This is a genomic window from Cyclobacterium salsum, assembly GCF_010119245.1.
In the GTDB taxonomy this organism is placed as follows: domain Bacteria; phylum Bacteroidota; class Bacteroidia; order Cytophagales; family Cyclobacteriaceae; genus Cyclobacterium; species Cyclobacterium salsum.
The window spans coordinates 64,311-89,354 of sequence record NZ_WNKG01000006.1 but is presented as its reverse complement, the minus strand read 5'-3'; the positions used below and the strand labels follow the sequence as shown (position 1 = coordinate 89,354).

Below are 25,044 nucleotides of genomic sequence, written 5' to 3'. Positions count from 1 at the left end.
CCAGATCGGGAGGGCAATGGGTAATAATATCGTCCGGAAAATGAAATATTCCTAAGAAAGATATAATTTAGGGTAACCATTGAAAAAATAAAAACGTTTTGTTGGTATATCCCTGCATTAGCGTAAAAGAGACTTTGTATAAACGTAACCCTAATGATTGGAAATCAACCTCGGATTAACTTGCGCAAATCCACCGAAATAATGAAATACGTTCCGTTTATTGTGGGGCTTTTTGTCCTCATGATTGCCTCGGTTACCACCTCCCAGGCCACCCACATCCGGGCTGGGGAAATCATTGCTGAAAGAATTTCCACCCAAACGCTGACCTACCGGATCACAGTGGTGGGATATACGGATACCCGATCTACAGTTGTTTTTGGTCCGGGGGAGATCGATTTTGGCGATGGCCGCTCAGAAGTCCTTAACACAGAAAGTGACATCACAGAGGTTGAGAACCTTGGAAACAATATCGAGAAAAACACTTTTGTGATCACCCATACGTACCAGGGTCCCGGCAATTATACCATTCGGTTTATGGAATTTAACCGAAACGCCAACACCTTAAACATGGACCAGTCGGTGGACACTCCTTTTTATATAGAGACCATGATCAGCATTGATCCATTTTTAGGTGTCAATAATTCCCCCATACTCACCATCGCTCCGGTAGATAATGGTGCGGTAAATCAAACCTACATCCACAATCCGGGAGCTTATGATCCGGACGGGGATAGCCTCGCATACGTTTTGGATGTCCCGAAACAAGCTTTCCAACGAGAAGTTAATAATTACCGGAGCCCGGCTTCGGGAGAATTTAGCTTTACACGGCAGGACGGTACCACCCCTCCTTTTCTGGAACTGGACCCCGTCACGGGCGACCTGATCTGGGATGCCCCCGGAATCGCAGGTCAATACAATGTGGCTTTTCGAATTGAGGAATGGCGCATGGTGGCAGGAGAATGGCAGCGCATAGGTTATGTACTACGGGACATGCAGATCATCATTGAAAATACGGATAATCGAAGGCCCGAATTGATCATGCCTGAGGACATCTGTGTAGAAGCAGGTACCGAGATCACTGAAATCTTCCAGGGAATGGATCCGGATGGGGACCCAATCATGATTGAAGTCTTTGGGGATCCGGTAGAAATCACCTCTTCACCAGCTTCATACAGTCCCGAATCGACGTTCCAACCCTCGCCTGGTATTATTAGTTTTGAATGGCAGACGGTATGTAATCATGTTAGGGCAAGAACGTATCAAGTCCGCGTCCGGATAAAGGATCAGCCGGATTCGGGACCTGCATTAGTGGATATTCAAACCTGGAATATCACGGTAGTGGCCCCTCCCCCCACACCTTATGCCATCGAGCAGCAGCAAGGCCGCTCAGCTCTTCTGGAATGGGATCCCTATGTTTGCTCTAATGCAGCCGAAACCATGCAGGTCTGGCGCAGGATCAACAGCGACCCCTATGAGCCTGATTCCTGTGAAACGGGCATTCGCGAGGGATATACGCTGGTAGGAGAGACGAACATGGAAACGTTTGATTTTCAGGATACCAACCAGGGGATGGGATTAAGTCCAGGCAATACCTACTGCTACCGCCTGGTAGCTGCCTTTCCTTCTCCCAGATCGGGTGAAAGTTACGTTTCTGAAGAAATATGTATTACCGTAGACGTGGACGTACCCTTGATTACCAATGTGAGCGTAGAAGAAACCAGCTCAGAGTCCGGTGAAATCCTGGTGAGATGGACTCCACCGTACGATATTGATACCGACATCTATCCGGGACCTTTTACGTATGAGCTAATTCGTAATCAGGGTTTTGCCGGAACAAGTAGCACCACATCATTGATTACCACTTCCGATACCGTATTTAGGGATAGTCAGTTAAATACCGAAAATCTGGTCTATAACTACAAAGTCATCCTCCTTTCGGATGGGGAAAAAATAGATACCAGCAGTGTTGCTTCTTCGGTTAGAGTTGATCCTACGATCATCAATGAAGCCATCGAACTTCAATGGGAATTTCAGGTTCCGTGGAACAACGAGGATGCAAGTTTTCCCCATTTGGTATACCGAAACCGTACCGATGCAGCGGGTGAAGACACTGAAAATTTCACGCTTATAGCAGAAGTAAATGTAACGGAAGATGGGTTTGTTTACCTGGATGACGGTAGTCATAATGGCATTCCGCTGGATACCGAAAAGGAGTATTGCTATTACGTGGTAACAAACGGGAGTTACAACCTGGATATTCTGGAATATCCATTGGCAAACAATTCCCAAATCGTGTGTGCCCGGCCTGATGACGACCGGCTTCCCTGTCCTCCGGTACTGAGCTATGAGGGCCCCGAATGCACTGATTTCTTAGCGGACAAACCATGTAATTTTAGTGATTTTTACCACGACCTGAGTTGGGAACCCGATTTTACCGGGGAATGTGATTCGGAGCTAAACGGTTATCGCATATACTTTTCCAACACCGGTGAAGATGGAACGTTTAATTTGGTATCAACTGTTCCGGTAATTCAAATGGAAACCCGCATTGAAGGACTGATGGAATTGAAGGGTTGCTATTACATCACGGCAGTCGACAGATCTGGTAATGAAAGTGAACCCAGCAACGTCGTTTGCATAGACAATTGCCCTAATTATGAATTACCCAATGTATTTACTCCTAATGGGGATAATATTAATGACACCTTTCAGGCATTTGACAACCCGTATGACAAGTGTCCTCGATTTGTGGAGGCGGTAGAAATCAATATTTACAATCGCTGGGGTACCTTGGTACATTCCTATAACAGCACGCTGGCAACTGAAAACGATATTTACATTAATTGGGATGGCAGGGATACGGAAGGCAATGACTTGCCATCAGGAACCTATTACTATGAAGCGACCGTTTACTTCAATGTGTTGGATGAAAACCTTCGCCAAAAGAAAAGTAAAGGTACTATTCAGTTGATGAAATAACGCAAAATCACTAATTTAGTGGTTATTGAAAAAAATCAATTTAATTAAATTTTAGACCGATAAAGTAACAAGGATTTTATGAAAGCCCATACTAAAACGACCCAAGATAGCCTTTCCCCACAAGATGCGCTGACTTTTTTAAAGGAGGGGAATAAACGATTTATCAGCAATCTGAGCACCAATAAAAACCTGCTCCAAATGGTCAACGAGACCCGGGATGGCCAATGGCCCTTCGCGGTTGTGTTGAGTTGTATCGACTCCAGAACATCTGCGGAGTTGATCTTTGACCAGGGATTAGGTGATATTTTTAGTGCCAGGGTAGCCGGTAATGTCGTCAACGAAGATATTTTGGGTAGCATGGAATATGCAGTGAAATACGCTGGTTCGAAATTGGTATTGGTATTGGGGCATACCAAATGTGGTGCCGTTACCAGTGCCTGTAAAAAGGTGAAAGACGGAAACATAACGGCACTTCTGCATAAAATCAAGCCAGCACTAGACAGGGCTACAAAAGAGTCCAATGGGGCCACAGACGATCCGGTTTTCATAGAGAAAGTGGCTACCTTTAATGTGCTCGAGGCGATGGAAGAAATTAGGGAACGAAGTCCGATCATCAATAACCTGGAAAAAAAGGGTGAAATAATGGTGGTAGGAGCCGTTTACGATGTAGAAACAGGCCAGGTGCAGTTTTTCGAAAATTAAGCAGCTAAGCGAATTGATTTTAAGGCAGCTTCGGACCATCGGTTGAAGCTGCCTTAATTTTTTGATTACCTTTGTACCCTTAACCAACAAAACCGCCTTTTATCATGGTAGCTTACGTATTTCCGGGCCAGGGAGCCCAGTATCCAGGAATGGGAAAAGAACTGTACACCCAAAAACCCGAAGCAAAAAAACTATTTGAACTGGCCAATGAAATTTTAGATTTCAAGATTACAGATATCATGTTTGAAGGTACTGCCGATGCCTTGAAACAAACCAATGTCACCCAGCCAGCGGTGTTCCTTCATTCGGTAATAACAGCCTTGACATCTGAGAAATTCCAGCCTGACATGGTTGCCGGGCACTCCCTGGGTGAATTTTCCGCATTGGTGGCCAATAAGGCCTTGCGGTTTGAAGATGGATTACGGTTGGTCCATCAGCGGGCACTGGCCATGCAAGAGGCTTGTGAAATTAACCCGTCCACCATGGCAGCCATTCTCGGACTGCCCGATGAACAGGTAGAAGCCATTTGTTCCTCGATTGAAGGACAAGTAGTCGTTCCTGCTAATTACAACTGTCCCGGGCAGCTAGTCATCTCGGGAAGCCTGGAAGGAATACAAATCGCCTGTGAGAAAATGAAAGCTGCCGGGGCGAAACGAGCCCTTCCACTACCTGTAGGCGGTGCTTTTCATTCGCCACTGATGGAACCAGCCCGGGTCAAGCTCGAATCAGCCATCCATTCCACACTTTTTTCAACTCCTAATTGTCCCATTTACCAGAACGTTAGCACTACTGCCGTAAAGGATGTGGAAACCATCAAAAGAAACCTTATTGCACAGCTCACAGCACCTGTCAAATGGACACAATCTGTGCAGCAAATGGTGCAAGATGGCGCAGTGAAATTTATCGAATGCGGACCCGGAAAGGTCCTCCAGGGGTTGGTTAAAAAAATACACAAAGAAGCCGAAGTCGACTCAATGGAGTAGATCGAAACCAAACCATTAACCGTCGGAATAGACACCGACGGTTAACGGATCCTTACACCTTTTCAGTAGTTCTTTATTGCTTCTTTTTTCCAACGGGTGAATATACTCGGGCAGTACCTCTGCCAAAGGCACCAATACAAACTTTCGAAAGCTCAACTGAGGATGGGGTACCTGCAATACCTCTGAATGGATAACCGCTTCATCAAAATAAAGGATATCGATATCCATGGTCCGGTCCCCCCATTTAGTTTCCCTTTTTCTACCCAGGTGCCCCTCTATTTGCTGGATACATGCGAGGGTTTCCTCAGGATCCATTTTTGTTTGGAGCACCAGTACCTGATTTAGATAAGGGCTAAGTGATTCCCCTCCCCAGGCTTCTGTTTCGTAAATAGCTGAAGCGCGCACTAACTTCATCTCTTGTAGCAACCCATTTACTGCTTCATTCAATAAAAACAGCCTGTCGCCCTCATTTCCACCCAAGCCCAGAACCACTGTATGCATAACCAATTTAATTAATTCAAAATACGCAGTTTTGGCAAAAATAGGTTATTTTTGGAACTTACTAAAACAGAGGGTGTCTATGAAATTTTTAAGCAACGTTTTAGCGGTGATCGTCGGAATGCTGGTTTTTTGGGTCCTTGCCTTTTTTATTATGGCGGGAATCATCGCCGTCAGTGCCGGTTCTGGTGAAATAGAAGTAGAAGAAAATTCACTCCTTCACCTTAATTTAAATGGCGTAGTGCTGGTAGAACAAGCTCCGGAGGACGACATGTCCCTACCTCCCTTACCTTTCGTTGGAAATGTTTCCAATGTTGGACTAAATCAGGTCATCCGTGCCATTGAAACGGCCAAAGAAAATTCGGATATCAAAGGGATCTACCTGGAAAGCGGCATTCTTTCCGCCGGTCAATCGCACATCCTCGAAATTCGAAATGCATTAAAATCATTTAAAGAAAGTGGAAAATTTATCGTCGCTTATGGCGAATATTTTTCAGAAACGGGCTATTTCCTATGTTCCGTAGCGGACGAAATTTACCTCAATCCCATCGGCGATCTGGAGTTTAATGGCTTTTCCGCCAACCCCATTTTCCTAAAGGGCCTGCTGGATAAAATCGAAGTAGAACCGGTGATATTCCGGGTGGGGGAATTTAAAAGTGCTATTGAACCCTTCATCCTGGAAAAGATGAGTGAGGAAAACCGCTTGCAAACAAGCGTTTACTTAGAAGACCTGAATCAGGTAGTCGTGAAGGAAGTGGCAGAAAGCCGTTCACTGGAGCTGGAAACCGTTCAGGAAATCAACGACAATATGTCCGTTCGCACCAGCCAGGATGCCGTTACCCTGGGATTGATAGATGCTCTTTGGTACGACGATCAGGTCAAAGGAAGGCTCCGAGAAAAGCTGGGCCTGGAAGAAGAGGAAGATATCAATAGTATAAATATAAGCGGAATCAATCAGACAGCGAAAGAGAAAAACAGGCTTTCCCGGAATCAAATAGCGATAATCATGGCGGATGGTGAGATCGTTGGTGGCCAAAATCCAGACCAGATCAGTTCAGACCTCTTCCTGAAGGAAATCCGAAAAGCACGAAAAAACGAGGACGTAAAAGCCATCGTATTACGAATAAATTCTCCTGGAGGCTCCGTAGTAGCTTCCGAAGTACTCTGGAGGGAATTATCCGAAGCGCAAAAGGAAAAACCCCTCATCGCATCCATGTCTAACTATGCCGCTTCCGGTGGCTATTACCTGGCCGCACCAGCCGATACCATTGTAGCGCAGCCCAATACCATTACGGGTTCTATTGGTATTTTTGGCATTCTATTTAATACACAGGGACTACTCAACAACAAACTAGGAATTACGACTGATGTGGTCAGCACCGGGACTTATTCCGACTTCCTGAACCCTACCAAGGCCATGTCCGAAGAAGAAAAAGCCATCATGCAAAAAAAGGTGGAGGAAGGCTACGATACGTTTATTCAACGCGTGGCTGATGGCCGAGAAATGAGCCGGGAGGAAGTCATTGCCATTGCCGGTGGCAGGGTTTGGTCCGGATCCATGGCCAAAACGATTGGCCTGGTAGATGTCATCGGCGGCTTCGAAGATGCCATTCTCATCGCGGCTCAAAAGGCCGGTCTGGAAGATGATTATCGGGTCGTTCTTTATCCCAAACAAAAAACCCTGCTGGAACAACTTCTGTCCGACTTTGGCACCGATGTACAAAGCACCTACAATCGCGTAAAATATGGGGCTTCCTACGAGGTATTCCAGATGATGGAACGAATGAAAAGACTGGAAGGGAGAATGGCCATCCTCCCATTCTTACTGGAGATTGACTAATTAAATCTAAATCATCAACAACCTAAGCAATTAAAATACCGGTATACATCTCACTTTATCCATGTCATTCCCCTTATCAAAATATTACCTGTTCTTGCTGCTGCTCCCCTATTTAAAGATCACCGGACTATGGGCTCAGGAATCGGATTCCATCGCTACATACAATGTCAGGTTGGACATCCCATCTGATTCAGGCAATCTCTGGGAAGATCGGGTCTCTCAGCTTATTAACCTGATCCGAATCCACGAAATGGATATTATCGGAAGAAACGGAGGCTTGTACACGCAGGTGGAAGACTTTAACAGGGACCTCGATTTCCCTTCCATAGGTGAAGGCAGGGAATCTGGAGATTCTTGTGCCGTTTTTTACAATCCTGAAAAATTTCAGCTTTTAGATAGGGGGACGTTCTGGCTTGCTCCGACTCCGGAAAAACCTGTGAATGGCGGGGATGTCGCACTTAACAGAACCTGCTCCTGGGGTAAATTCAAAACGTCAAGCGATGAATTATTTTATGTGTTTAACGTGCACTACCATCCCATCGATCCATCTGCCATAGAGGAAAGTAAAAAGCGACTACATGAAAAAATCACCGAGATAAATAAGGAGCACCTGCCCTGCATCCTGACAGGAGATTTCAATGGAGAGGAATACAACCCTGCCTACCAGAACTCAATAGAGGACACCATTCAAAACGACGAAGACCAGTCGTACTCCCCTCCCCATTCCGGTACCAGAGGAATTTCCTTTCCGCTTCTTAGGGCCTTCTATCCGGAAAAGAGCATCGGAACTGTTTTTTTCAATGCTGATTTTTCCGTTGAGCAACTTGTCCCTGGTGGTTTTAATTGCGGCAAAATATCACCAAGCGCACATTTCCCGCTACTGGCCCATCTGAAATAGCTAAGGCGGCGCTAGACAGTGCCTGCCCTGGATCCGCTCAATTGGTGGATTTTTTGGAATTCAGAAGGTGAAAAAGTATACCTTCAGCCTTTTTTGTATTATTTTTGCCCCCTAAAATAAATCAGCATGTCACTTTCTACCAAATACGACTCCCAAAGCTCTGAATCCAAATGGTACCAATACTGGATGGATCACGGCATGTTTCATTCCGAACCGGATGATCAACGGGAGGCTTATTCCATTGTCATACCACCGCCTAATGTAACCGGTGTGCTCCACATGGGCCACATGCTTAACAATACCATTCAGGACATCCTGATTCGAAAAGCACGGATGGAAGGTAAAAACGCCTGCTGGGTGCCGGGGACGGACCATGCTTCCATAGCTACTGAAGCCAAAGTAGTGGCGATGTTGAAAGAGAAAGGAATCGAGAAAAAATCCATCAGTAGGGAAGCTTTTTTAGACCATGCCTGGGAATGGAAAGAAAAATACGGGGGGATTATCCTGGAGCAACTAAAAAAATTAGGAGCTTCCTGTGACTGGGACCGAACCCGATTCACCATGGACCCCTCCTTGAGCGAAGCCGTTACCAATGTATTTGTAGATTTACATCAGAAAGGAAAAATCTATAGGGGAATCCGAATGGTCAATTGGGATCCCAAAGGAAAAACGGCCCTTTCCGACGATGAAGTTATTTTTAAGGAAGTGCCATCAACCCTTTACCATATTGCCTATAAAATTGAGGGTTCGGACGAGTCGCTGACCATAGCCACCACCCGTCCGGAGACCATCATGGCAGATGTTGCCATATGCATCCACCCGGAGGACAGTAGGTACCGCCATCTAAAAGGAAAAAAAGCATTGATTCCCTTGATCGACCGGGCGATTCCGATCATCGAAGATGAATACGTGGATCCAGAGTTTGGAACCGGGTGTCTTAAAATCACGCCCGCACACGATATCAACGATTATGAAATTGGCTTAAAGCACAAATTAGAAGTCATTGACATTTTGAACGATGATGGGACTTTGAATGAAAAAGCCACTATTTTGATCGGCGAAGACCGTTTTGTTGCCCGAAAAAAAATAGCGAAACTACTCAAGGAGGCCGGACAGCTGACCCGGGAGGAGGCCTATGCTTCCAACATGGGGCATTCCGAGCGAACCGATGCCGTCATCGAACCGAGGCTTTCCCTGCAATGGTTCTTGAAAATGGAAGAAATCACCCAACCAGCCCTGAAGGCGGTGATGGACGATACGGTTCAGCTTTTCCCTCCCAAGTTCAAAAACATGTATAAGAGCTGGATGGAAAATGTACGAGACTGGTGCATTTCTCGCCAACTTTGGTGGGGCCACCGAATTCCGGCCTATTACCTACCCAATGGGGAGTATGTCGTTGCCAATAGTCCTGAAGAAGCCCTTACCCTTGCCAGGGATACGTTTAATGAAAAGTTTACCAAGGAAGATTTAAAGCAGGACGAAGATGTACTGGACACTTGGTTTTCGTCTTGGCTGTGGCCCATTTCCGTCTTTGATCCTGATTTCTTCAAAACGGGCAAAAAGAACCAGGATCTTGCTTATTATTACCCGACTAATGATCTGGTAACTGCCCCGGAAATATTGTTTTTCTGGGTAGCCAGAATGATTATTGCAGGCTACGAATATACCGGTGAAAAACCATTTAGGAACGTTTACCTGACCGGAATCGTACGGGACAAGTTGGGTAGGAAAATGTCTAAATCGCTGGGTAATTCTCCGGACCCTCTCGCCCTGATAGCTACCTATGGCGCTGACGGGGTACGGACAGGCATGTTGTTTAGCAGCCCTGCGGGCAATGACTTGCCTTTTGATGAAAAATTAGTGGAGCAAGGCAGAAACTTTTGCAATAAAATCTGGAATGCCTACAGACTGATCGAAGGATGGGAAGTAACCTCCAACCCAAATCCTACAAACGAAACCGCTATCGCCTGGTTTGAAAGTAAATTTCAGCAGTCATTGGCGGAGCTCACTGACCATTTTGAAAAGTTCCGGATCTCTGATGCCCTGATGACGGTATATAAATTGGTTTGGGATGACTTCTGCTCCTGGTATCTGGAAATGATAAAGCCTGCCTACCAGGCACCAATAGATGCTCACTCAAAAGCACGCACCGTTGCTTTTTTCGAGGATTTATTGAAAATTCTCCACCCTTTCATGCCCTTTATTACGGAAGAACTTTGGCAGCAAATTGGAGAGCGGAGAGAGGGAGAAGCAATCATGCTTTCTCCATGGCCAAAAAGCAGTCCCTATGACGGACAAATTGTTTCCGAGGCACAACAGATTTTTGAAGTAATTTCACAGATCAGAAATATCCGCGCATCGAAGGGACTCTCCCCCAAGCTGCCTTTGCAACTATACATTCACACGGAAACGCAAGGTCTGTATACCCGATTTGAAGAAATCATAAAAAAATTGGCCACTATTTCGGACATAGATTTTAGTGATCCCGAAGGAAATGCCGTCAGCTTTGTAGTGAAGGCGGATGAGATCTACGTTCCACTGGAGGAGGAAATAGATCTGGCGCAAGAAAAGGAAGACCTGATGAAAGAATTAGATTACACCAAAGGGTTTTTGAATTCCGTTTCGAAAAAGCTGGCCAACGAAAAATTTGTTTCCAACGCCCCGGAAGCGGTAGTGGAAAAAGAAAAGAAAAAAATGGCAGATGCTCAGTCTAAGGTGAAAGCACTGGAGGAAAGTTTGAAGAAATTAGAAAACTAACCATAACGATGTAAAATCAAAGGAAAAGGGGCAAGTTGCGTCGTGAATGATTACAAAAAAAGAGCCGGTAAATGCCTGCTCTTCAAAATAATACTTCTTAAAATAGGTGGTTCCGATTACTTATTTATTTTTTATAGGTCTAATGGTTCGGTCGTAAAGGGCGATCGCATCATTGATGATTCTCATGGCATCTTTCTTACCTAGAAAATCCTCCACCTTTACTTCTTTGTTTTCCAGCTTTTTATAATCTTCAAAAAAACGGTGCGTTTCCTTCATCAAATGGGGAGGCAACTCTGAAATATCGTCTATGTAGTTGACCGATTGGTCGTCCGCAGCTACGGCAATAATCTTATCATCGGCTTCTCCCCCGTCTACCATTCGCATTACTCCTATGACTTTTGCCTTCACCAACGTCATGGATGGAATGTCGATTTGGGAAATGATCAAGATATCCAGCGGATCGTGATCCTCGCAAAAGGTTTGGGGTATAAACCCATAATTAGCCGGATAATGAACCGCAGAAAAAAGCACCCTGTCGAGCAATAACATTCCGGATTTTTTGTCCAATTCGTATTTTCCCTTACTCCCTTTGGGAATTTCTATTACTCCCATTACGTATTCTGGAGAATCTTCACCTATGCTGACATCATGCCAAGGATTAATCATATAAAAAACAATTTAATTAACATTATTGAGCATGCAAATTAGCTCCATTTTGCCGGTCAACAAAGTAAACCGGATAAAATTTCAGGACAACCAATATTAATATTGAAGCCAGTACTTAGGAAGTCTATTTTCACCAAAAACCCCTTTGAATTAATTCAAATGAAGATAATTGCTACCGATCTGCTTCAGGTGTATCTGATTCGGGGGCTCCCAGGTTGGGTAAGTCCACGCAAATCACCGTACCCTTACCCACATCGGAGGAAAGGATTACATTTCCCTTGAGTTGCTCTACAGATTCTTTCACCATATACAACCCCAACCCGGAGCCTACATTGCGCTGGGTGGCACGATGAAACAGGTTAAACACGTCGGTTTGATGTTTTTCTTCGATTCCAATTCCATTATCGGCCACTTCCAAATTCGCATTTTTGGTACCCGCTTTAATTTTGATTCGAATCCACCCTTTTTCACCTTCTTTTTGAAACTTATATGCGTTACTAAAAAGATTATTGATGATCACCCGTATTTTTGACTCGTCTGAATAGAATAACCCTTGCTGGGCTACATCGAGCTTCATTTCAAGTAAATTCAAGTCCCATTTTTCTTTATATTCCGTTACTAATTGATCCAGGATATCTTTGAAATTTATGGGTACTACTTTATTCTCGATTTTGGTAGACCGGTAAAAGTCCAGCATTTTATAAATAAAATCGTCTAGTTTTAGGGTAGCCGAGTCGATCATTTCAAAATATTCTATAATTCCCGGTTCGAGGACTTCCGTTTTTGCCAGCTTGGAAATACCGGAAATGCTCATCAATGGGCCTCTGAGTTCATGAGAAAGACTATAAACAAACTGGTTCATCTCGGAGTGCAGCTTTTGCAAACGCTGGTTTTTTTCCTTTAGCTCTTTTCGCGCAAAATAAATTTCGGCAGCATTGATTATCGCATTTTTGATTTGTTCCAGATTCCAGGGCTTATCGATAAACCGGTATACTTCCCCCCTATTAATGGCATCAATTACGCTGGAAATATCCGAATAGCCCGTTAGCAATATGCGAATGGGATCCGGATTAATCTCTACCAGTTTTTCAAAAAACTCCACTCCCGTAAGGCCTGGCATCCGCTGATCGGCAATGACCACTTCAATTTCTTTGGTTCTGGCTATTTCCAGTCCTTCTTCTGCATCCAGTGCGGTATAGACTTTAAACTCCCTTCTCAATGCTGCCTTAAACGAATTCAGATTATTATCTTCATCATCAATGTACAGCACATTGATTTTCTGTTTCATCAGCTGTTATTTTTGATCTATCGGTAAATCAATTATAAAAATAGTCCCTACATTCTCTTCTGAATCAACTTTTAAAGTACCCTTATGGTTTTCGATAATCGTGTACACAATGGACAAACCCAGCCCCGTTCCTTTTCCAACCGCCTTGGTTGTAAAGAAAGGTTCAAATATTTTGTCCTTTACATGCGGGGGCATACCCGGTCCATTGTCCTGGATTTTGATGATCACCCGTTGGTTTTCGAAAGCCGTACTGATGGTAAGTTCGGGTTCTCTGCCTTCGATGGGATGATCCATAAGGGCATGGATGGCATTACTAATAATGTTCATAAAAACCTGGTTAATTTTCCCTGCCAGGCATTCTACCATGGGAATCGACCCATAATTCTTCGTCAATTTAATCCTCCCGGACATGTTGCTGTTCAATAGAATCAAGGTGCTGTCGATACCGTCATGCAAATCGACTTTTTTAACATCCTGTTCATCCACTCTGGAGAACAACTTCAGCCCCCGTACGATTTCAACGGTCCGCCTGGCACCATCTTCCATGCCATTGAGCAACTGTTCGACTTCCTCCAACAGGTATTCGATTTCAATGTCCTCCTCCAACTCTTCAATTTCAGATTTGGTTTCTTCAGTAAACTCCTCTTTTCCTTTCTCCCGGTAGGTTTCCATTAATTCCAAAATATCTTTCAGATCCCGTTTTAAGGGAGAAATATTGGAACTCACGAAATTAATTGGGTTATTAATTTCATGGGCAATTCCGGCGGTTAGCTGACCTAAGGATGCCATTTTTTCCTGATTGACGAGCTGTGTTTGAGTATTTTGCAAGTTTTTCAGCGTTTTTTCCAATTCTTCGGTCCTGGATTTTACCATTTCCTCCAAATAAAGATTCTGCTCTTTAATAAGGCGCTCGTTTTCTTTCAGCGCTTCCAATTTGTCCAGCTGCTCGTGTTCCTTTTCCTTTTTTAATAAATTGATCTTGTCAGCCAATGCAAAGGAAAGTAACAAGGCTTCGATTGCGGTACCTGCCAACAGCGGGAAATTAGCATAGGAACCCAAATCAATGACACGCTGATTATGCAGGATGAATACCACTAAACCAAAAAGTAAAAAACTCCAGGCCAGCAAGAAAAAATAGGCAGACCGATACCCCTTTCTGGCGGCGATTATCCCAATGGAAAAAAAACAAATGGCCAATACCATCCCATTAAGGTCCGTCAGGGAATAACTCCACTGAACAAATCCAAAAACCCTAAAGATCAGGGCTAATACGTATGATAATGGAATAAGGTAAAGAAATTTATCGTATTTGGGGATATAGACATCCGTTTTTAAAAACAATTGAATGAAAGGAATGACGAAGATGCTCGAAAGCGCTGTAAATCCAATGATACTTACCTCATACAGAAAGGCATTTTCCATCAGGAAAAAATACGAATACCCCGACAGCGACAGTTGGGCCAGGGCGATAAAAAGAATGTAAAAACAATAAAAAAGATAAACTTTATCCTTGACAGAAAAATAGAGGATCAGATTATACAAAAATAAAGCGATCATGATCCCAAAATAGGTGCTGATGATAATCAGTCGCAGGCTGTAATTTTGAAAAAAAATAATGGAGGGAGAAATCGAAACATCAAATTCTACTGGAACGCTGGATCTGATTTTAAAAACCAGGGTGGAACTGCGTTCTTCACCCGGAATAATTCTAAAGAACGGATTAGGGTTCTTTAAGGGATTCGTTTTTGAAAATCCGGTTCCTGCCCTATTTCGGGAGGTGATTTCACCCAAAGCATTAAAACGAAGCAATTCTACCTCTCGAAATGAAGGATTACTGATTTCAACCACATAGAGACTGTCTTGAATGAGTCCATCTATTTCGTTCAAATCCATTTTTACGTACAAATCTTCTTCCAAAACCCCCAAATCGATGTTTTGAAAGGCTTCTTTATCAAACAATTCCCTCTCTAATGAGGAATAAGTAAAATCCTCCTCAGCAGTGAAATAACTGAAATTCTGGAAACGCATGCCCTCATCCTGGCTAAAGACTCCCAAATAATAGATAATCGGTAGGGTAACGAACAAAATCAGAAACAGGGACAAACCTATACTCCTGAGGTAATTGTATAAATGTTTCATTTATCAGGCTTTGGTATCTGTAGTTCAAACTGCAATTCCATCTCCCCTTTCGGACCACTTTCGATCGTATTGAAATTTATTTTTTTTCTTAAATCAAAAATATAGGATCTTTCAGTATCCTGAGCGTGTGAAAGCTCGTTAATATCGTTAATTTCTAACGCAGTGGCAATGAGCCCCTCTTTAGGGTAGTAAAAGGAACCATTGTCTCCTAAAATGGAAATCACCTGGTATCCGACACTTTTGGAAATACTCAGGGTCACAGGCGAACTCAGTCCAAAGAGTTTTTTCAGATTCAACTGCGGAAGAATCGCAATTCCTACCCTCACCAGGTAAATGCTACCTATCCCGTATCCGGCGACCTCCCGGCTATTCCACAATCCGCAATATTCGGCCACCTCCAAATCCTTAAATTCCGAAAGGTAATCATTGATTTGAGGATCAATTTCTCTTATTGCCAGTTCAAAAGGAAGGGGAAAGTTTTCGGTTCTGAGCTGAATTCGTCCGCCACCCAAAATTCTCAAATCCTCCATGGACTCAAACAAAATCAGGTAAACGTGCGGATTCAAGGCCCAGGAACGATCCGCAGAAGTCACTTTTGTAATCCCGTACGACTCCAGGACCTTATGATGCCCAAATATATATTTTTCCGTGGCTTCAATGTCGTCAATAGCCCTGACTATCCTAACTCTAACCTTCATTCAGATTGATTATTTGGTCCAAATCAACATAAAACCTTCCGGATGCTACGGGTAGCCCGAGTAGTATCATTCTGGCATAATGGCAGCAAGCCGCTCCTCCCAACACAACCGAGGAGGCAAGTTGAGGCCAGGAAGTTATGGATTTTCCAAGTTCCGAAAAACTGTACTGTACCCGTTGGGATAGGTTATCAAATTGCAACAATGCCATCATAATGTCCTTACCTTTATCCGGAAGCTTTGCTATTAAATCGGCTTCCTTACCAAAATCGGCTAAAAGGCCATGAAAAATGGGCCTTTCCGGCTCCTTGTCGAATCGTTCTATGTCCATCATTCCCCTATCACTGGTATCCATTATTACCGGTATACCCAAACTTTTTGCTTTCATTCTACTTTGGATTTTTACCGGCAAGCTATCGCATTCTTCGATCAGTAAATCTAGTTTCTTTCCGTTCCAGGTAAGAAATTCCTCCAAATTTGCTTCAGAAATGCCGTCATTAAACAGACTGACTTTCAAGTAGGGATCTATTTCCGCAATTTCCCTGGCCACAATCCAGGACTTTTTCAGTCCCAGATTAAATAGACCTGTACGGATCCGATTCATATTACTCAAATCCAGCGTATCAAAATCAGCGATGCGCAACTCTCCAAAACATCTTTCCATCGCCAGACAAAGCGCTACACTTTGACCTACCGACAGACCAATTACTCCAATAGACTGCTCCTGAAGCTTCTGTTGTTCTTCTTCTGTAATTTTATACTTATTTCTGACGGTACGTAACCGGATAAAGTCTTTTTCCTCTAAAATGCGGACCAGCGTTTTCCTCCAGGGATAGTATATCCAATTACCGCTTTCCTGAGCACTATTGCCAGAAGCAGTGTAAAATTCCACCTTCTTCTCCGACAACTCCTCTAGGCTCAAACTCCTTTTGGGATTCGAAGTTTTTATCAGCTCGGTCAATTGCAGTTCAAAAGTATCAAAAAACATTACTTTACCTGTATCCTTCAGTTTTGTTACTACATCCTTATCCACCTGGTCTCTAGGTGATAATATTACAGGTTTCCATGCATGATCTAACTCATTTTTATCAGTTGAGTCGTCCATAATTTTATGACTAAAATAGGTGATAATATTGGTAAAGTTATATTTTTGCGTTCATAAACAATCAAAAATACAGAATTAATTTATTATATTATTTTTTGTATTTTAGGTTTAAATCCTTAATTTATAAAATAAACTTTTGAATATAAATAAATTACGATTAAACTAATGAATAATATTTGAAAAAGACCGTTATTTTATTTAAAATTAAAAATCAAATTTTTATTCTTTTCAAATTTCAGAGCAATTACGATATTTAAGGCATGGAAAAAGACAAGATCACGATACTATATGTGGATGACGAGGTAAATAACCTTAAGGCGTTTAAGGCTACTTTTAGGAGGGATTATAAGATCTATCTGGCAGAATCGGCTGATGAGGGGAGGGATATATTATTACAGCAGGACATTGATATTATAATTACCGATCAACGCATGCCAAAAGAAAACGGGGTGGATTTTTTGGAATCCATTATCCCGATGCACCCCGATCCCATGCGGATTTTACTCACCGGCTACACCGATATTCAGGCAGTTATTGATGCCATCAATAAAGGTAAAGTCTACCATTACCTGACCAAACCCTGGGAAGAGGATTATTTGCGTACCGTGGTGAAAAATGCTTTTGAGGTCTACTCCCTGAGACGGGAAAACAAACAGCTTACCGATAGTTTGCTCAAGGCCAATGACCAATTAGAATTTCTACTCCGACAGAACTTACTCTCCTAAGCCTGTCAAGGCTAATACCTCGCTGCCAGTAACAATTGAAGCTCTTTGTGGGCCATTTGAAACTTTCTCCCCAGATGAGCATTGGTGAGGCTACCCCGGTAGGTATAGACTCCTTTCATAAACCACTTGTAATTGAAAATCATTTCTTCAGCACCTCCCAAATCTGCCATCTGAAGCAAAATCGGGGTGAAAATATTGCTTAAGGAATAAGAAGCTGTTCTGGAAACCCTGGCGGCAATGTTCGGCACACAATAGTGGATCACCCCGTGTTTCTCATATACCGGATCGCTATGATTGGTCATTTCTGCAGTGGCAATACAGCCCCCCTGATCAATACTCACGTCTATAACAATGCTGCCATCCATCATTTGGGCAACCATTTCTTCTGAAACGACTACTTTTGGTCTACCTTTTTCCGCCCGAAGCGCACCGATCACCACGTCCGATTCCTTTAAGGCCTGCCCTAGTACAAAATTATCGATGGTAGATGTAAAAACCTGTTGTCCCAAGACTTGTTTGATCCTGCGCAACTTATAAATGTGGTTATCAAAAATTTTGATATTGGCTCCCAGGCCCAAAGCGGCTCTTGCAGCATATTCTGCCACGGTACCCGCTCCTATAATCACCACCTGAGTAGGCGGCACACCGGTGATACCTCCCAATACCAGCCCTTTCCCTTCGCTTACACTACTTAGGTACTCAGCAGCGATGAGCATCACCGTACTTCCCGCGATCTCACTCATAGCCCGAACTACGGGCATTCCACCTACCTTATCTTCCAGGTGCTCGAATGCCACCGCCGTTACCTTTTTTCGATTCAGTTCCTGAATAAATGCGGCCTTTTGCTTGCCCAATTGGAGCGCGGAAATCAGGCAGGAGCCCTGGCGCATGTAATCGATTTCTTCGAGCGTTGGTGGCTCTACTTTTAAAACCACGTCCGCATCAAATACCTCCTTAGGGGAATAAACCACCGAAGCACCTGCCTCCGAATAATCCTTATCCGAAAACTTGGCCAGTTTACCAGCATTGGTTTCAACTTTTACCCGTTGGCCGTTTTGAACCAGCAGGGAAACTGCTTCCGGAGTCAATACCACCCTTTTTTCCTGGTCGGCTACCTCTCTGGGTATGCCTATTAATACCTGCGAACCCTTCTTCTTTACCCTGGCTACTGATTCCTGGGTAAACACTCCCGTTTCCTTAGCTATTTCAGAAAATCCTGATCCCGTTATCATTGATGGCTGATTTTTACCCTTAGATGCCTCATTTCTTCCATTCCTTTTTTGATTTCTATTAATGCAAAGGTATCGGGCAAAAAACCAGGAATTTTTTCCGCCCATTCTACAAAACAGTAATTACCACTGTAGAAATACTCCTCCACGCCTATTTCGATTGCCTCCATAGGGTCTTCTATTCTATAAAAGTCAAAATGATAGATGATTTCTCCATTTTTGGTTTCGTATTCATTTACCAGGGAAAAGGTAGGACTACTTACCGGATCTACTACCGCCAGCAAGTGGCAAATTTCCTTAATCAAGGTCGTTTTGCCTGCCCCCATCTCCCCCTTGAATACCCAAACCGTGTAATCCCTGCATAAATCTAGGATTAATTCGGCGGAATTTGAAATTTCATCCAACTGTTTGCATTCCCAGGATTCCAAATGATCGCTATTTTGGCTGTAAATGAACGATGGGAATAATCATCTCTTCAAGAGAAACCCCACCATGTTGAAACGTATCCTTATAGAAGTTTACGTAATAATTGTAATTATTCGGATAAGCAAAGAAGTAGTCTTCCACAGCAAACACATAGCTGGAGGAAATATTTAACTGAGGAAGACGGGCTTCCTCTGGTTTTTTGATTTCAAATACCTTTCCGGATTCAAAATTAAGGTTTTTCCCTTGTTTGTACCTCAAATTTGTCGTCACATTCCGATCGCCCACAATCTTGTAGGGCTTATTAACCCGCTTGGTACCATGATCGGTAGTCACAACCACTTCTGCTCCCGCCTGGCTGATTTTTTTAAACAACTCAAACAGCGAGCTATGCTGAAACCAACTGGTCGTCAACGAGCGATAAGCTGACTCATCAGGGGCTAATTCCCGGATCATTTTCATGTCGGTCCTGGCATGAGACATCATGTCCACAAAATTATATACCAACACGTTCAGATCATTTTTAATTAAGTTTGGAAACTGATCGAGCACTGCTTTACCTTGATTGGTTTGCAGGATCTTGTGATAGCTGGAGCGAATGGAAAGCCGGTTTTTCTTAAGGTTTATTTTCAAAAATTCGGCTTCCTTGTTATTCTTACCTTCATCCGTATCTTCCTCCTCCCATAAATCAGGATGGGATTTGGCCATATCCAATGGCATCATGCCACTGAAAAGGGCATTTCTTGAAAACGCGGTGGTAGTTGGTAGAATACTATAATAGGTCTCGTCTTCCTTTACCGTAAAGTAATCCCGCAATTGATTTTCAATCATTTCCCATTGGTCAAGTCGTAAGTTATCGATGACAATGAAAAACAAGGGCTTCCCTTCTGCCAATTTAGGGAATACGTGCTGTTTCATCACCTGATGAGACAGTACGGGTTTGCTTATATTGGGTACATTCAACCAATCCAGGTAATTTTCTTTGATAAACCGGGCAAAATTGACATTGGCTTCCACTTTTTGGGATTCCAATACCTCCTGCATGCTTTTATTCTCCGTCTCGTCAATTTCCAATTCCCAATAGGTCAACTTCTTAAATATATCCGCCCATTCTTCATGATCAATGGCATCGTTATAGGCCATGCTGATATTCCGAAAGTCTTGCTGGTAGGAAAGGTTGGTTTTCTCACTAATTAACTGTTTGTTTTGGAGGATTTTTTTTGCCGACAACAGAATCTGATTAGGGTTAATGGGTTTGATGAGGTAATCAGCTATTTTTCCGCCAATCGCATCATCCATTATATGCTCCTCTTCACTCTTTGTGATCATTACTACCGGAATTTGAGGCTTTAAACTCTTGATCTGTTGCAAGGCCTCTAAGCCTGTCATCCCAGGCATCATCTCATCGAGAAAAATAAGATCGTAGTTTTCCTCTTCTACTTTTTCCACTGCGTCCAGACCACTATTTACGGTGACGATGTCATAGCCCTTTTGTTGTAAAAATAAAATATGGGGCTTCAGGAGATCAATCTCATCATCGGCCCATAAAATTTTGAAGTTTTGCATATCAATTGGTTTAATTCTTTTTAAGTTTACTTAACTTTTAGCACGTTGTCTTAATGAACAGGACATTGAAGAGCCATAAAATAATCAATGACCCGGTTTACGGGTTTATCAACATCCACAGTGAACTGATCTTTGCCGTTATTGATCATCCCTATTTCCAAAGGTTACGCAGAATCAAACAGCTAGGTTTGACAGATATGGTGTACCCGGGAGCCCTACATACCCGATTTCACCATGCCATAGGTGCCATGCATCTGATGAGCATTACACTGGACCAATTACGTAACAAAGGGATTGAAATCAGCGACAATGAGTATGAAGCCTCCCAAATTGCCATACTGCTTCATGACATTGGACACGGGCCATTTTCCCATGCGCTGGAATCCATCCTTCTGAAAGGGTTTCACCATGAATCCTTATCACTCTTGTTTTTTGATGAGTTAAACAAGCAATTTCACGGCCAGCTTTCATTGGCTAAAGCGATTTTTGTCGGAAGTTACGAAAGAAAATTCTTTCACCAATTAGTTTCCAGCCAGTTAGACATTGACCGCCTGGACTATCTGCAAAGAGACTGTTTTTTTACCGGTGTTTCGGAAGGTACCATCGGTGCTGATCGCATCATAAAAATGATGACCATAGTGGATGATCACCTGGTAATAGAAGAAAAGGGAATTTACAGCATCGAGAATTTTCTAAATGCCCGCAGGCTGATGTACTGGCAGGTTTATTTACACAAAACCACTGTCTGCGCAGAAAAAATGCTAATTAACCTCATTATTAGGGCAAAAGACCTGGTGTACTCGGGTGAACAGCTAGCAGGCTCGGTCGAATTGCTGGAATTTCTTCAACGTGACCTGTCGGTAGGACCGGCCGCAGGAATTCCCGATTGGCTGGAAGATTTTTCCCAATTAGATGACTATGATGTATGGGGGGCTATCAAATTATGGAAAAACAGCGGAGATCTGGTCCTTCGGGAAATTTCCCACATGTTTTTGACTCGAAAATTATTCAAAATCCAGCTCGTAAATAGCGCCTTCTCGGAGGATGAGATCCTCCGAATGAAGTCCGGAGTGCAATCCAAACTTGGCCTCTCTGATCGCGACATGCCGTATTTTTTTTCATCAGGAGAAATAAGCAATTATGGATACCTGGCGGAAGACAAAATCTATATTTTAACCAAAAAGGGTGAGGTAATGGATGTGGCACTGGCTGCGGATCTGCCAAACATAAAGGCTATGAGTAAAATTGTTAAAAAATATTATGCTTGTCATGCTAAAGATTTAACTTTACGGTAAAACAAACTAAACCTCATGGAATTTACCATCGATCAAATTGCGCAACTTTTAGATGGAAATGTGGAAGGAGATGGTTCGATAAAAATCAGCCGCCTTGAAAAAATACAAGAAGGGACAGTAGGAAGCATCGGGTTTTTATCCAACCTGAAATACGAGCAATTCATCTATACTACTCAATGTTCCGCAATCATTGTTTCGAATGATTTTACCCCTCAAAAAAATATACAAACGACTCTTATACGAGTAAAAGACCCCTACATTGGTTTTACGAAACTATTAGAAGCTTACAAAGAAATAACAACGTCAGAACTGATAGGCACGGAAATGCCTAGCCATATGCACGAAAGCAGCACGATTGGCAAAAATTTTTTCCGGGGCGCTTTTTCCTACATAGGCAAAGGATGTTCCATCGGCACTAATGTCAAAATTCATCCTCAAGTATACATCGGAGACCAGGTAACGATTGGAGATAATTGTGTTTTTTATCCAGGAGTAAAATTATATTCCGGGACAATCATCGGCAACCATTGCGAAATTCACGCCGGAAGCGTCATTGGTTCGGATGGCTTTGGTTTTGCCCCACAGGAAGACGGGACCTATAAAAATATTCCACAGTTAGGAAACGTAATCCTGGAAGACAATGTGAGCATTGGTGCCAATACGACCATTGACTGTGCAACAATGGGATCAACCCGAATTGGCAAAGGAGTGAAAATAGATAATCAGGTTCAAATTGCACACAACGTCATTCTGGGTGAAAATACGGTAATCGCTTCTCAGGCTGGTGTAGCTGGATCTACCACCCTGGGAAAAAATTGCGTTCTGGCTGGAAAAAGTGCTGTTGTGGGCCACATCCAGCTTGCAGACCGAACAACCGTCGGCGGAAACACCGGTGTTATGAAGTCTATTACAGAACCGGGACAAACTATTTTTGGTTATATAGGCTTTGATATTAAAGCATTCTTAAAATCATACACTATATTCAAAAAATTACCCATACTTCAGGACAAATTAAGAGAGCTGGAAAAAAAACTATAAATTTGTCAGTCGTTCGGCAGATCTCAGTTACTAGTTAGTTATTTTAATGAAAGTAAAACAACATACCATAAAAAAGCAGGTGACCATATCCGGGGTAGGATTACATACCGGGATAGAGGCCAACATGACTTTTTTGCCAGCAAATCCGAATCACGGATATAAATTTCAGCGAATGGACCTGGAGGGGCAGCCAATCATAGACGCAGATGTAGACAACGTGGTGGATGTTTCGCGAGGCACCACCCTGGAGCAAAGTGGTGCGAGGGTTTTTACAGTAGAACATGTATTGGCAGCTTTGGTTGGTATGGAAATAGACAATGTGCTGATCCAACTGAGCGGACCGGAACCACCTATATTAGACGGCAGCAGCATCCAGTTTATTGACATCTTGGAAGACGCAGGCCTGGAAGAGCAAAATGCGCTGCGTCGTTTCTTTGAGGTACCGGAAAGCATTCATTATAAGGACAGTGCCAGAGAAGTAGAGATGGCTGCACTACCCCTGGATGATTTCCGGGTAACGGTCATGGTGGATTACAACTCCCCTGTCCTGGGAAGTCAGCATGCTTCCATCACAGACATTAGCCAGTTTCGGCAGGAAATAGCTTCCTGCAGGACCTTTTGTTTCCTCCACGAATTGGAGATGCTTTACAACAACAATTTAATCAAAGGGGGAGACCTGAACAATGCCATTGTGGTAGTGGATCGGGTGGTAGAAGAGGCGGAATTATCCAATCTTGCCAAAATGTTCAACAAGCAGAAAGTGGAAGTCAAAAAGGAGGGAATCCTTAATAATGTGGAGCTGCGGTATAAAAACGAACCCGCACGCCACAAGCTCCTGGATGTTATTGGTGACCTGGCGCTGGTAGGCAGGCCGCTAAAAGCTCAAATACTGGCAGCAAGACCCGGACACGCTGCCAACGTAGCATTTGCCAAGAAAATTAAGCGTGCCATGGAAAAAGCCGGGCCGATGAACATCCCTTATTACGACCCAAAATCTCCCCCAGTTCTCGATATTAACCAAATTAGCAACATTTTACCGCACCGGTATCCCTTTCAGTTAGTGGATAAAATCATCTATCTCGACAGCAAGGTGGTAGCGGGAGTAAAAAACGTCACCATCAACGAACCGTTCTTTATGGGCCATTTTCCTAATAACCCGGTCATGCCAGGCGTACTTCAAGTGGAAGCTATGGCGCAGACGGGTGGAATTTTGGTTTTGAGTACCGTAGAAGACCCTGAGAATTATTGGACCTATTTCCTTAGCATCGAAAACTGCAAATTCAGAAAAATGGTGCTGCCCGGTGATACCTTAATATTTAAATGTGAATTGCTGAACCCCATTCGCAGAGGAATCGCAAAAATGAAAGGCGAAGCGTTTGTTGGTAACGCCCTGGTTTGTGAAGCCGTAATGACCGCCAGTATCGTAAGAAAAGACGCATGATCAATAAATTATCCGAAATAAGTGAAAAGGCCCAACTAGGGAAGAACGTTTCTGTCGAAGCGTTCTCCTCCATCCATGCCAATGTGGAAATCGGGGATGGTACTTGGATTGGTTCCAATGTGACCATTTATCCCGGGGCCCGAATTGGAAAAAATTGCCGGATTTTCCCAGGAGCCGTAATCGCGGCCATTCCGCAAGACCTTAAATTCAAAGGAGAAGATTCACTAGTTGAAATAGGTGACGAAACGACTATCAGGGAATTTGTAACCATAAATCGGGGCACCGCTGATAAGCAAACCACCAAGATCGGAAAACAATGTCTTTTAATGGCTTATGTTCACATTGCCCATGACTGCCTGATCCATGACCGGGTGATCATCGCCAATTCGGTACAAGTTGCCGGGCATGTGACCATAGATGATTGGGCCTTTATCGGTGGAAGCAGTGCCATCCATCAATTCGTTAAAATCGGCATGCACAGTATGGTATCCGGTGGTTCGCTGGTCCGAAAAGACGTACCCCCTTTTACCAAGGCAGCACGGGAACCGTTGAGTTATGCAGGTGTAAACTCCCTGGGCCTTCGAAGGAGGGGATTTGAAGGAAAAACGATTAGTGAAATTCAGGAAGTTTACCGATACCTTTTTTTAAACAGCTGGAACAACAGCCGGGCACTGGAAGAGATCGAGATCAATCTACCCGCAACCAAGGAGCGGGATGAAATAGTGAATTTTATCCGATCCTCCGAAAGGGGGGTCATGAAAGGGTATATTCAATAAC

General features: G+C 43.4%; 20 protein-coding genes. 11 read left to right on the top strand and 9 right to left on the bottom strand.

From position 1 onward, the window contains the following. Positions 1 to 240: 240 nt before the first annotated feature. The 3 genes from GJS45_RS11700 to fabD all read left to right on the top strand — a co-directional run bounded on the left by GJS45_RS11700 (position 241) and on the right by fabD (position 4,664). Positions 241 to 2,979, top strand: coding sequence for a T9SS type B sorting domain-containing protein (locus tag GJS45_RS11700; RefSeq protein ID WP_394366589.1), 2,739 nt, complete (start codon positions 241 to 243; stop codon positions 2,977 to 2,979). Between the two features lie 78 nt (positions 2,980 to 3,057). Then, positions 3,058 to 3,681 carry a carbonic anhydrase family protein gene (locus GJS45_RS11695; protein WP_162342028.1) on the top strand — a complete coding sequence of 208 codons (624 nt, stop codon included), beginning with the start codon at positions 3,058 to 3,060 and terminating at the stop codon, positions 3,679 to 3,681. 104 nt (positions 3,682 to 3,785) lie between these two features. Beyond that, positions 3,786 to 4,664 (top strand): ACP S-malonyltransferase, encoded by an 879-nt coding sequence (fabD, locus tag GJS45_RS11690; protein WP_162342027.1) that lies wholly within the window; start codon positions 3,786 to 3,788, stop codon positions 4,662 to 4,664. 15 nt (positions 4,665 to 4,679) lie between these two features. On the opposite strand, the gene folK is transcribed toward fabD, so the two are convergent. Continuing rightward, on the bottom strand, positions 4,680 to 5,165 hold the full coding sequence (gene folK / locus GJS45_RS11685) for a 2-amino-4-hydroxy-6-hydroxymethyldihydropteridine diphosphokinase (protein ID WP_162342026.1): 486 nt from the start codon (positions 5,163 to 5,165) through the stop codon (positions 4,680 to 4,682). A 79-nt stretch (positions 5,166 to 5,244) separates the two neighbouring features. On the opposite strand from folK, the gene sppA reads away from it, so the two are divergent. From sppA to GJS45_RS11670, 3 genes are all read left to right on the top strand, one after another. Next, on the top strand, positions 5,245 to 7,002 hold the full coding sequence (sppA, locus tag GJS45_RS11680; RefSeq protein WP_162342025.1) for a signal peptide peptidase SppA: 1,758 nt from the start codon (positions 5,245 to 5,247) through the stop codon (positions 7,000 to 7,002). Positions 7,003 to 7,063: 61 nt separating this feature from the next. Further along, positions 7,064 to 7,900, top strand: a complete 837-nt coding sequence (locus GJS45_RS11675) for an exonuclease/endonuclease/phosphatase family protein (RefSeq protein ID WP_162342024.1) — start codon at positions 7,064 to 7,066, stop codon at positions 7,898 to 7,900. Positions 7,901 to 8,026: 126 nt separating this feature from the next. Then, positions 8,027 to 10,657, top strand: a complete 2,631-nt coding sequence (locus GJS45_RS11670) for a valine--tRNA ligase (RefSeq protein ID WP_162342023.1) — start codon at positions 8,027 to 8,029, stop codon at positions 10,655 to 10,657. A gap of 120 nt (positions 10,658 to 10,777) precedes the next feature. Here the strand turns inward: GJS45_RS11670 and GJS45_RS11665 are convergent, their stop codons facing one another. From GJS45_RS11665 to GJS45_RS11645, 5 genes are all read right to left on the bottom strand, one after another. Next, positions 10,778 to 11,323 carry an inorganic diphosphatase gene (locus GJS45_RS11665; RefSeq protein ID WP_162342022.1) on the bottom strand — a complete coding sequence of 182 codons (546 nt, stop codon included), beginning with the start codon at positions 11,321 to 11,323 and terminating at the stop codon, positions 10,778 to 10,780. Positions 11,324 to 11,495: 172 nt separating this feature from the next. Next, the gene (locus tag GJS45_RS11660) at positions 11,496 to 12,611 is read right to left on the bottom strand and encodes a hybrid sensor histidine kinase/response regulator (RefSeq protein WP_162342021.1); all 1,116 of its coding nucleotides are present in this window, start codon (positions 12,609 to 12,611) and stop codon (positions 11,496 to 11,498) included. Between the two features lie 6 nt (positions 12,612 to 12,617). After that, positions 12,618 to 14,750: a 7TM diverse intracellular signaling domain-containing protein gene (locus GJS45_RS11655; protein WP_162342020.1), complete on the bottom strand. Its 2,133-nt coding sequence runs from the start codon at positions 14,748 to 14,750 to the stop codon at positions 12,618 to 12,620. Next, entirely contained in the window at positions 14,747 to 15,448 is a 702-nt protein-coding gene (locus tag GJS45_RS11650) for a hypothetical protein (protein ID WP_162342019.1), read from the bottom strand. Before GJS45_RS11650 ends, GJS45_RS11655 begins: the two co-directional genes overlap by 4 nt. Beyond that, positions 15,438 to 16,550, bottom strand: coding sequence for a ThiF family adenylyltransferase (locus tag GJS45_RS11645; RefSeq protein WP_162342018.1), 1,113 nt, complete (start codon positions 16,548 to 16,550; stop codon positions 15,438 to 15,440). The genes GJS45_RS11650 and GJS45_RS11645 overlap by 11 nt, the downstream gene beginning before the upstream one ends. A gap of 260 nt (positions 16,551 to 16,810) precedes the next feature. Here GJS45_RS11645 and GJS45_RS11640 point away from each other — a divergent pair, with 260 nt between their 5' ends. Further along, on the top strand, positions 16,811 to 17,275 hold the full coding sequence (locus GJS45_RS11640; protein ID WP_162342017.1) for a response regulator: 465 nt from the start codon (positions 16,811 to 16,813) through the stop codon (positions 17,273 to 17,275). An 11-nt stretch (positions 17,276 to 17,286) separates the two neighbouring features. Here the strand turns inward: GJS45_RS11640 and GJS45_RS11635 are convergent, their stop codons facing one another. Genes GJS45_RS11635 through porX form a run of 3 tightly spaced genes read right to left on the bottom strand, consistent with a single transcriptional unit; the run spans position 17,287 to position 20,493 of the window. After that, positions 17,287 to 18,507, bottom strand: a complete 1,221-nt coding sequence (locus GJS45_RS11635) for an alanine dehydrogenase (protein ID WP_162342016.1) — start codon at positions 18,505 to 18,507, stop codon at positions 17,287 to 17,289. Further along, complete coding sequence (gene tsaE, locus GJS45_RS11630) at positions 18,504 to 18,932, bottom strand: tRNA (adenosine(37)-N6)-threonylcarbamoyltransferase complex ATPase subunit type 1 TsaE (protein WP_235954726.1); 429 nt, start codon at positions 18,930 to 18,932, stop codon at positions 18,504 to 18,506. The genes GJS45_RS11635 and tsaE overlap by 4 nt, the downstream gene beginning before the upstream one ends. A 7-nt stretch (positions 18,933 to 18,939) precedes the next feature. Further along, positions 18,940 to 20,493, bottom strand: coding sequence for a T9SS response regulator signal transducer PorX (porX, locus tag GJS45_RS11625; protein ID WP_162342015.1), 1,554 nt, complete (start codon positions 20,491 to 20,493; stop codon positions 18,940 to 18,942). Positions 20,494 to 20,546: 53 nt separating this feature from the next. Here porX and GJS45_RS11620 point away from each other — a divergent pair, with 53 nt between their 5' ends. From GJS45_RS11620 to lpxA, 4 genes are read left to right on the top strand one after another with little or no spacing between them, the layout of a single operon-like run. After that, on the top strand, positions 20,547 to 21,788 hold the full coding sequence (locus GJS45_RS11620; protein WP_202928074.1) for an HD domain-containing protein: 1,242 nt from the start codon (positions 20,547 to 20,549) through the stop codon (positions 21,786 to 21,788). 15 nt (positions 21,789 to 21,803) lie between these two features. Beyond that, complete coding sequence (gene lpxD, locus GJS45_RS11615) at positions 21,804 to 22,826, top strand: UDP-3-O-(3-hydroxymyristoyl)glucosamine N-acyltransferase (RefSeq protein WP_162342014.1); 1,023 nt, start codon at positions 21,804 to 21,806, stop codon at positions 22,824 to 22,826. 46 nt (positions 22,827 to 22,872) lie between these two features. Then, on the top strand, positions 22,873 to 24,267 hold the full coding sequence (locus tag GJS45_RS11610) for a bifunctional UDP-3-O-[3-hydroxymyristoyl] N-acetylglucosamine deacetylase/3-hydroxyacyl-ACP dehydratase (RefSeq protein WP_162342013.1): 1,395 nt from the start codon (positions 22,873 to 22,875) through the stop codon (positions 24,265 to 24,267). Continuing rightward, the gene (gene lpxA / locus GJS45_RS11605) at positions 24,264 to 25,043 is read left to right on the top strand and encodes an acyl-ACP--UDP-N-acetylglucosamine O-acyltransferase (RefSeq protein WP_162342012.1); all 780 of its coding nucleotides are present in this window, start codon (positions 24,264 to 24,266) and stop codon (positions 25,041 to 25,043) included. Before GJS45_RS11610 ends, lpxA begins: the two co-directional genes overlap by 4 nt. The last annotated feature ends 1 nt before the right edge of the window (position 25,044 follow it).

Excerpts from the sequence above, each read along its gene's own strand:
- lpxD (WP_162342014.1), top strand. The coding sequence starts at position 21,804 with ATGGAATTTACCATCGATCAAATTGCGCAACTTTTAGATGGAAATGTG.
- GJS45_RS11610 (WP_162342013.1), top strand. The coding sequence starts at position 22,873 with ATGAAAGTAAAACAACATACCATAAAAAAGCAGGTGACCATATCCGGG.
- GJS45_RS11640 (WP_162342017.1), top strand. The coding sequence starts at position 16,811 with ATGGAAAAAGACAAGATCACGATACTATATGTGGATGACGAGGTAAAT.
- GJS45_RS11620 (WP_202928074.1), top strand. The coding sequence starts at position 20,547 with ATGAACAGGACATTGAAGAGCCATAAAATAATCAATGACCCGGTTTAC.
- GJS45_RS11650 (WP_162342019.1), bottom strand. The coding sequence starts at position 15,448 with ATGAAGGTTAGAGTTAGGATAGTCAGGGCTATTGACGACATTGAAGCC.
- GJS45_RS11675 (WP_162342024.1), top strand. The coding sequence starts at position 7,064 with ATGTCATTCCCCTTATCAAAATATTACCTGTTCTTGCTGCTGCTCCCC.
- folK (WP_162342026.1), bottom strand. The coding sequence starts at position 5,165 with ATGCATACAGTGGTTCTGGGCTTGGGTGGAAATGAGGGCGACAGGCTG.
- porX (WP_162342015.1), bottom strand. The coding sequence starts at position 20,493 with ATGCAAAACTTCAAAATTTTATGGGCCGATGATGAGATTGATCTCCTG.
- GJS45_RS11665 (WP_162342022.1), bottom strand. The coding sequence starts at position 11,323 with ATGATTAATCCTTGGCATGATGTCAGCATAGGTGAAGATTCTCCAGAA.
- lpxA (WP_162342012.1), top strand. The coding sequence starts at position 24,264 with ATGATCAATAAATTATCCGAAATAAGTGAAAAGGCCCAACTAGGGAAG.
- sppA (WP_162342025.1), top strand. The coding sequence starts at position 5,245 with ATGAAATTTTTAAGCAACGTTTTAGCGGTGATCGTCGGAATGCTGGTT.
- GJS45_RS11645 (WP_162342018.1), bottom strand. The coding sequence starts at position 16,550 with ATGGACGACTCAACTGATAAAAATGAGTTAGATCATGCATGGAAACCT.
- GJS45_RS11655 (WP_162342020.1), bottom strand. The coding sequence starts at position 14,750 with ATGAAACATTTATACAATTACCTCAGGAGTATAGGTTTGTCCCTGTTT.
- GJS45_RS11670 (WP_162342023.1), top strand. The coding sequence starts at position 8,027 with ATGTCACTTTCTACCAAATACGACTCCCAAAGCTCTGAATCCAAATGG.
- GJS45_RS11660 (WP_162342021.1), bottom strand. The coding sequence starts at position 12,611 with ATGAAACAGAAAATCAATGTGCTGTACATTGATGATGAAGATAATAAT.
- fabD (WP_162342027.1), top strand. The coding sequence starts at position 3,786 with ATGGTAGCTTACGTATTTCCGGGCCAGGGAGCCCAGTATCCAGGAATG.
- GJS45_RS11695 (WP_162342028.1), top strand. The coding sequence starts at position 3,058 with ATGAAAGCCCATACTAAAACGACCCAAGATAGCCTTTCCCCACAAGAT.
- GJS45_RS11700 (WP_394366589.1), top strand. The coding sequence starts at position 241 with ATGATTGCCTCGGTTACCACCTCCCAGGCCACCCACATCCGGGCTGGG.
- GJS45_RS11635 (WP_162342016.1), bottom strand. The coding sequence starts at position 18,507 with ATGATAACGGGATCAGGATTTTCTGAAATAGCTAAGGAAACGGGAGTG.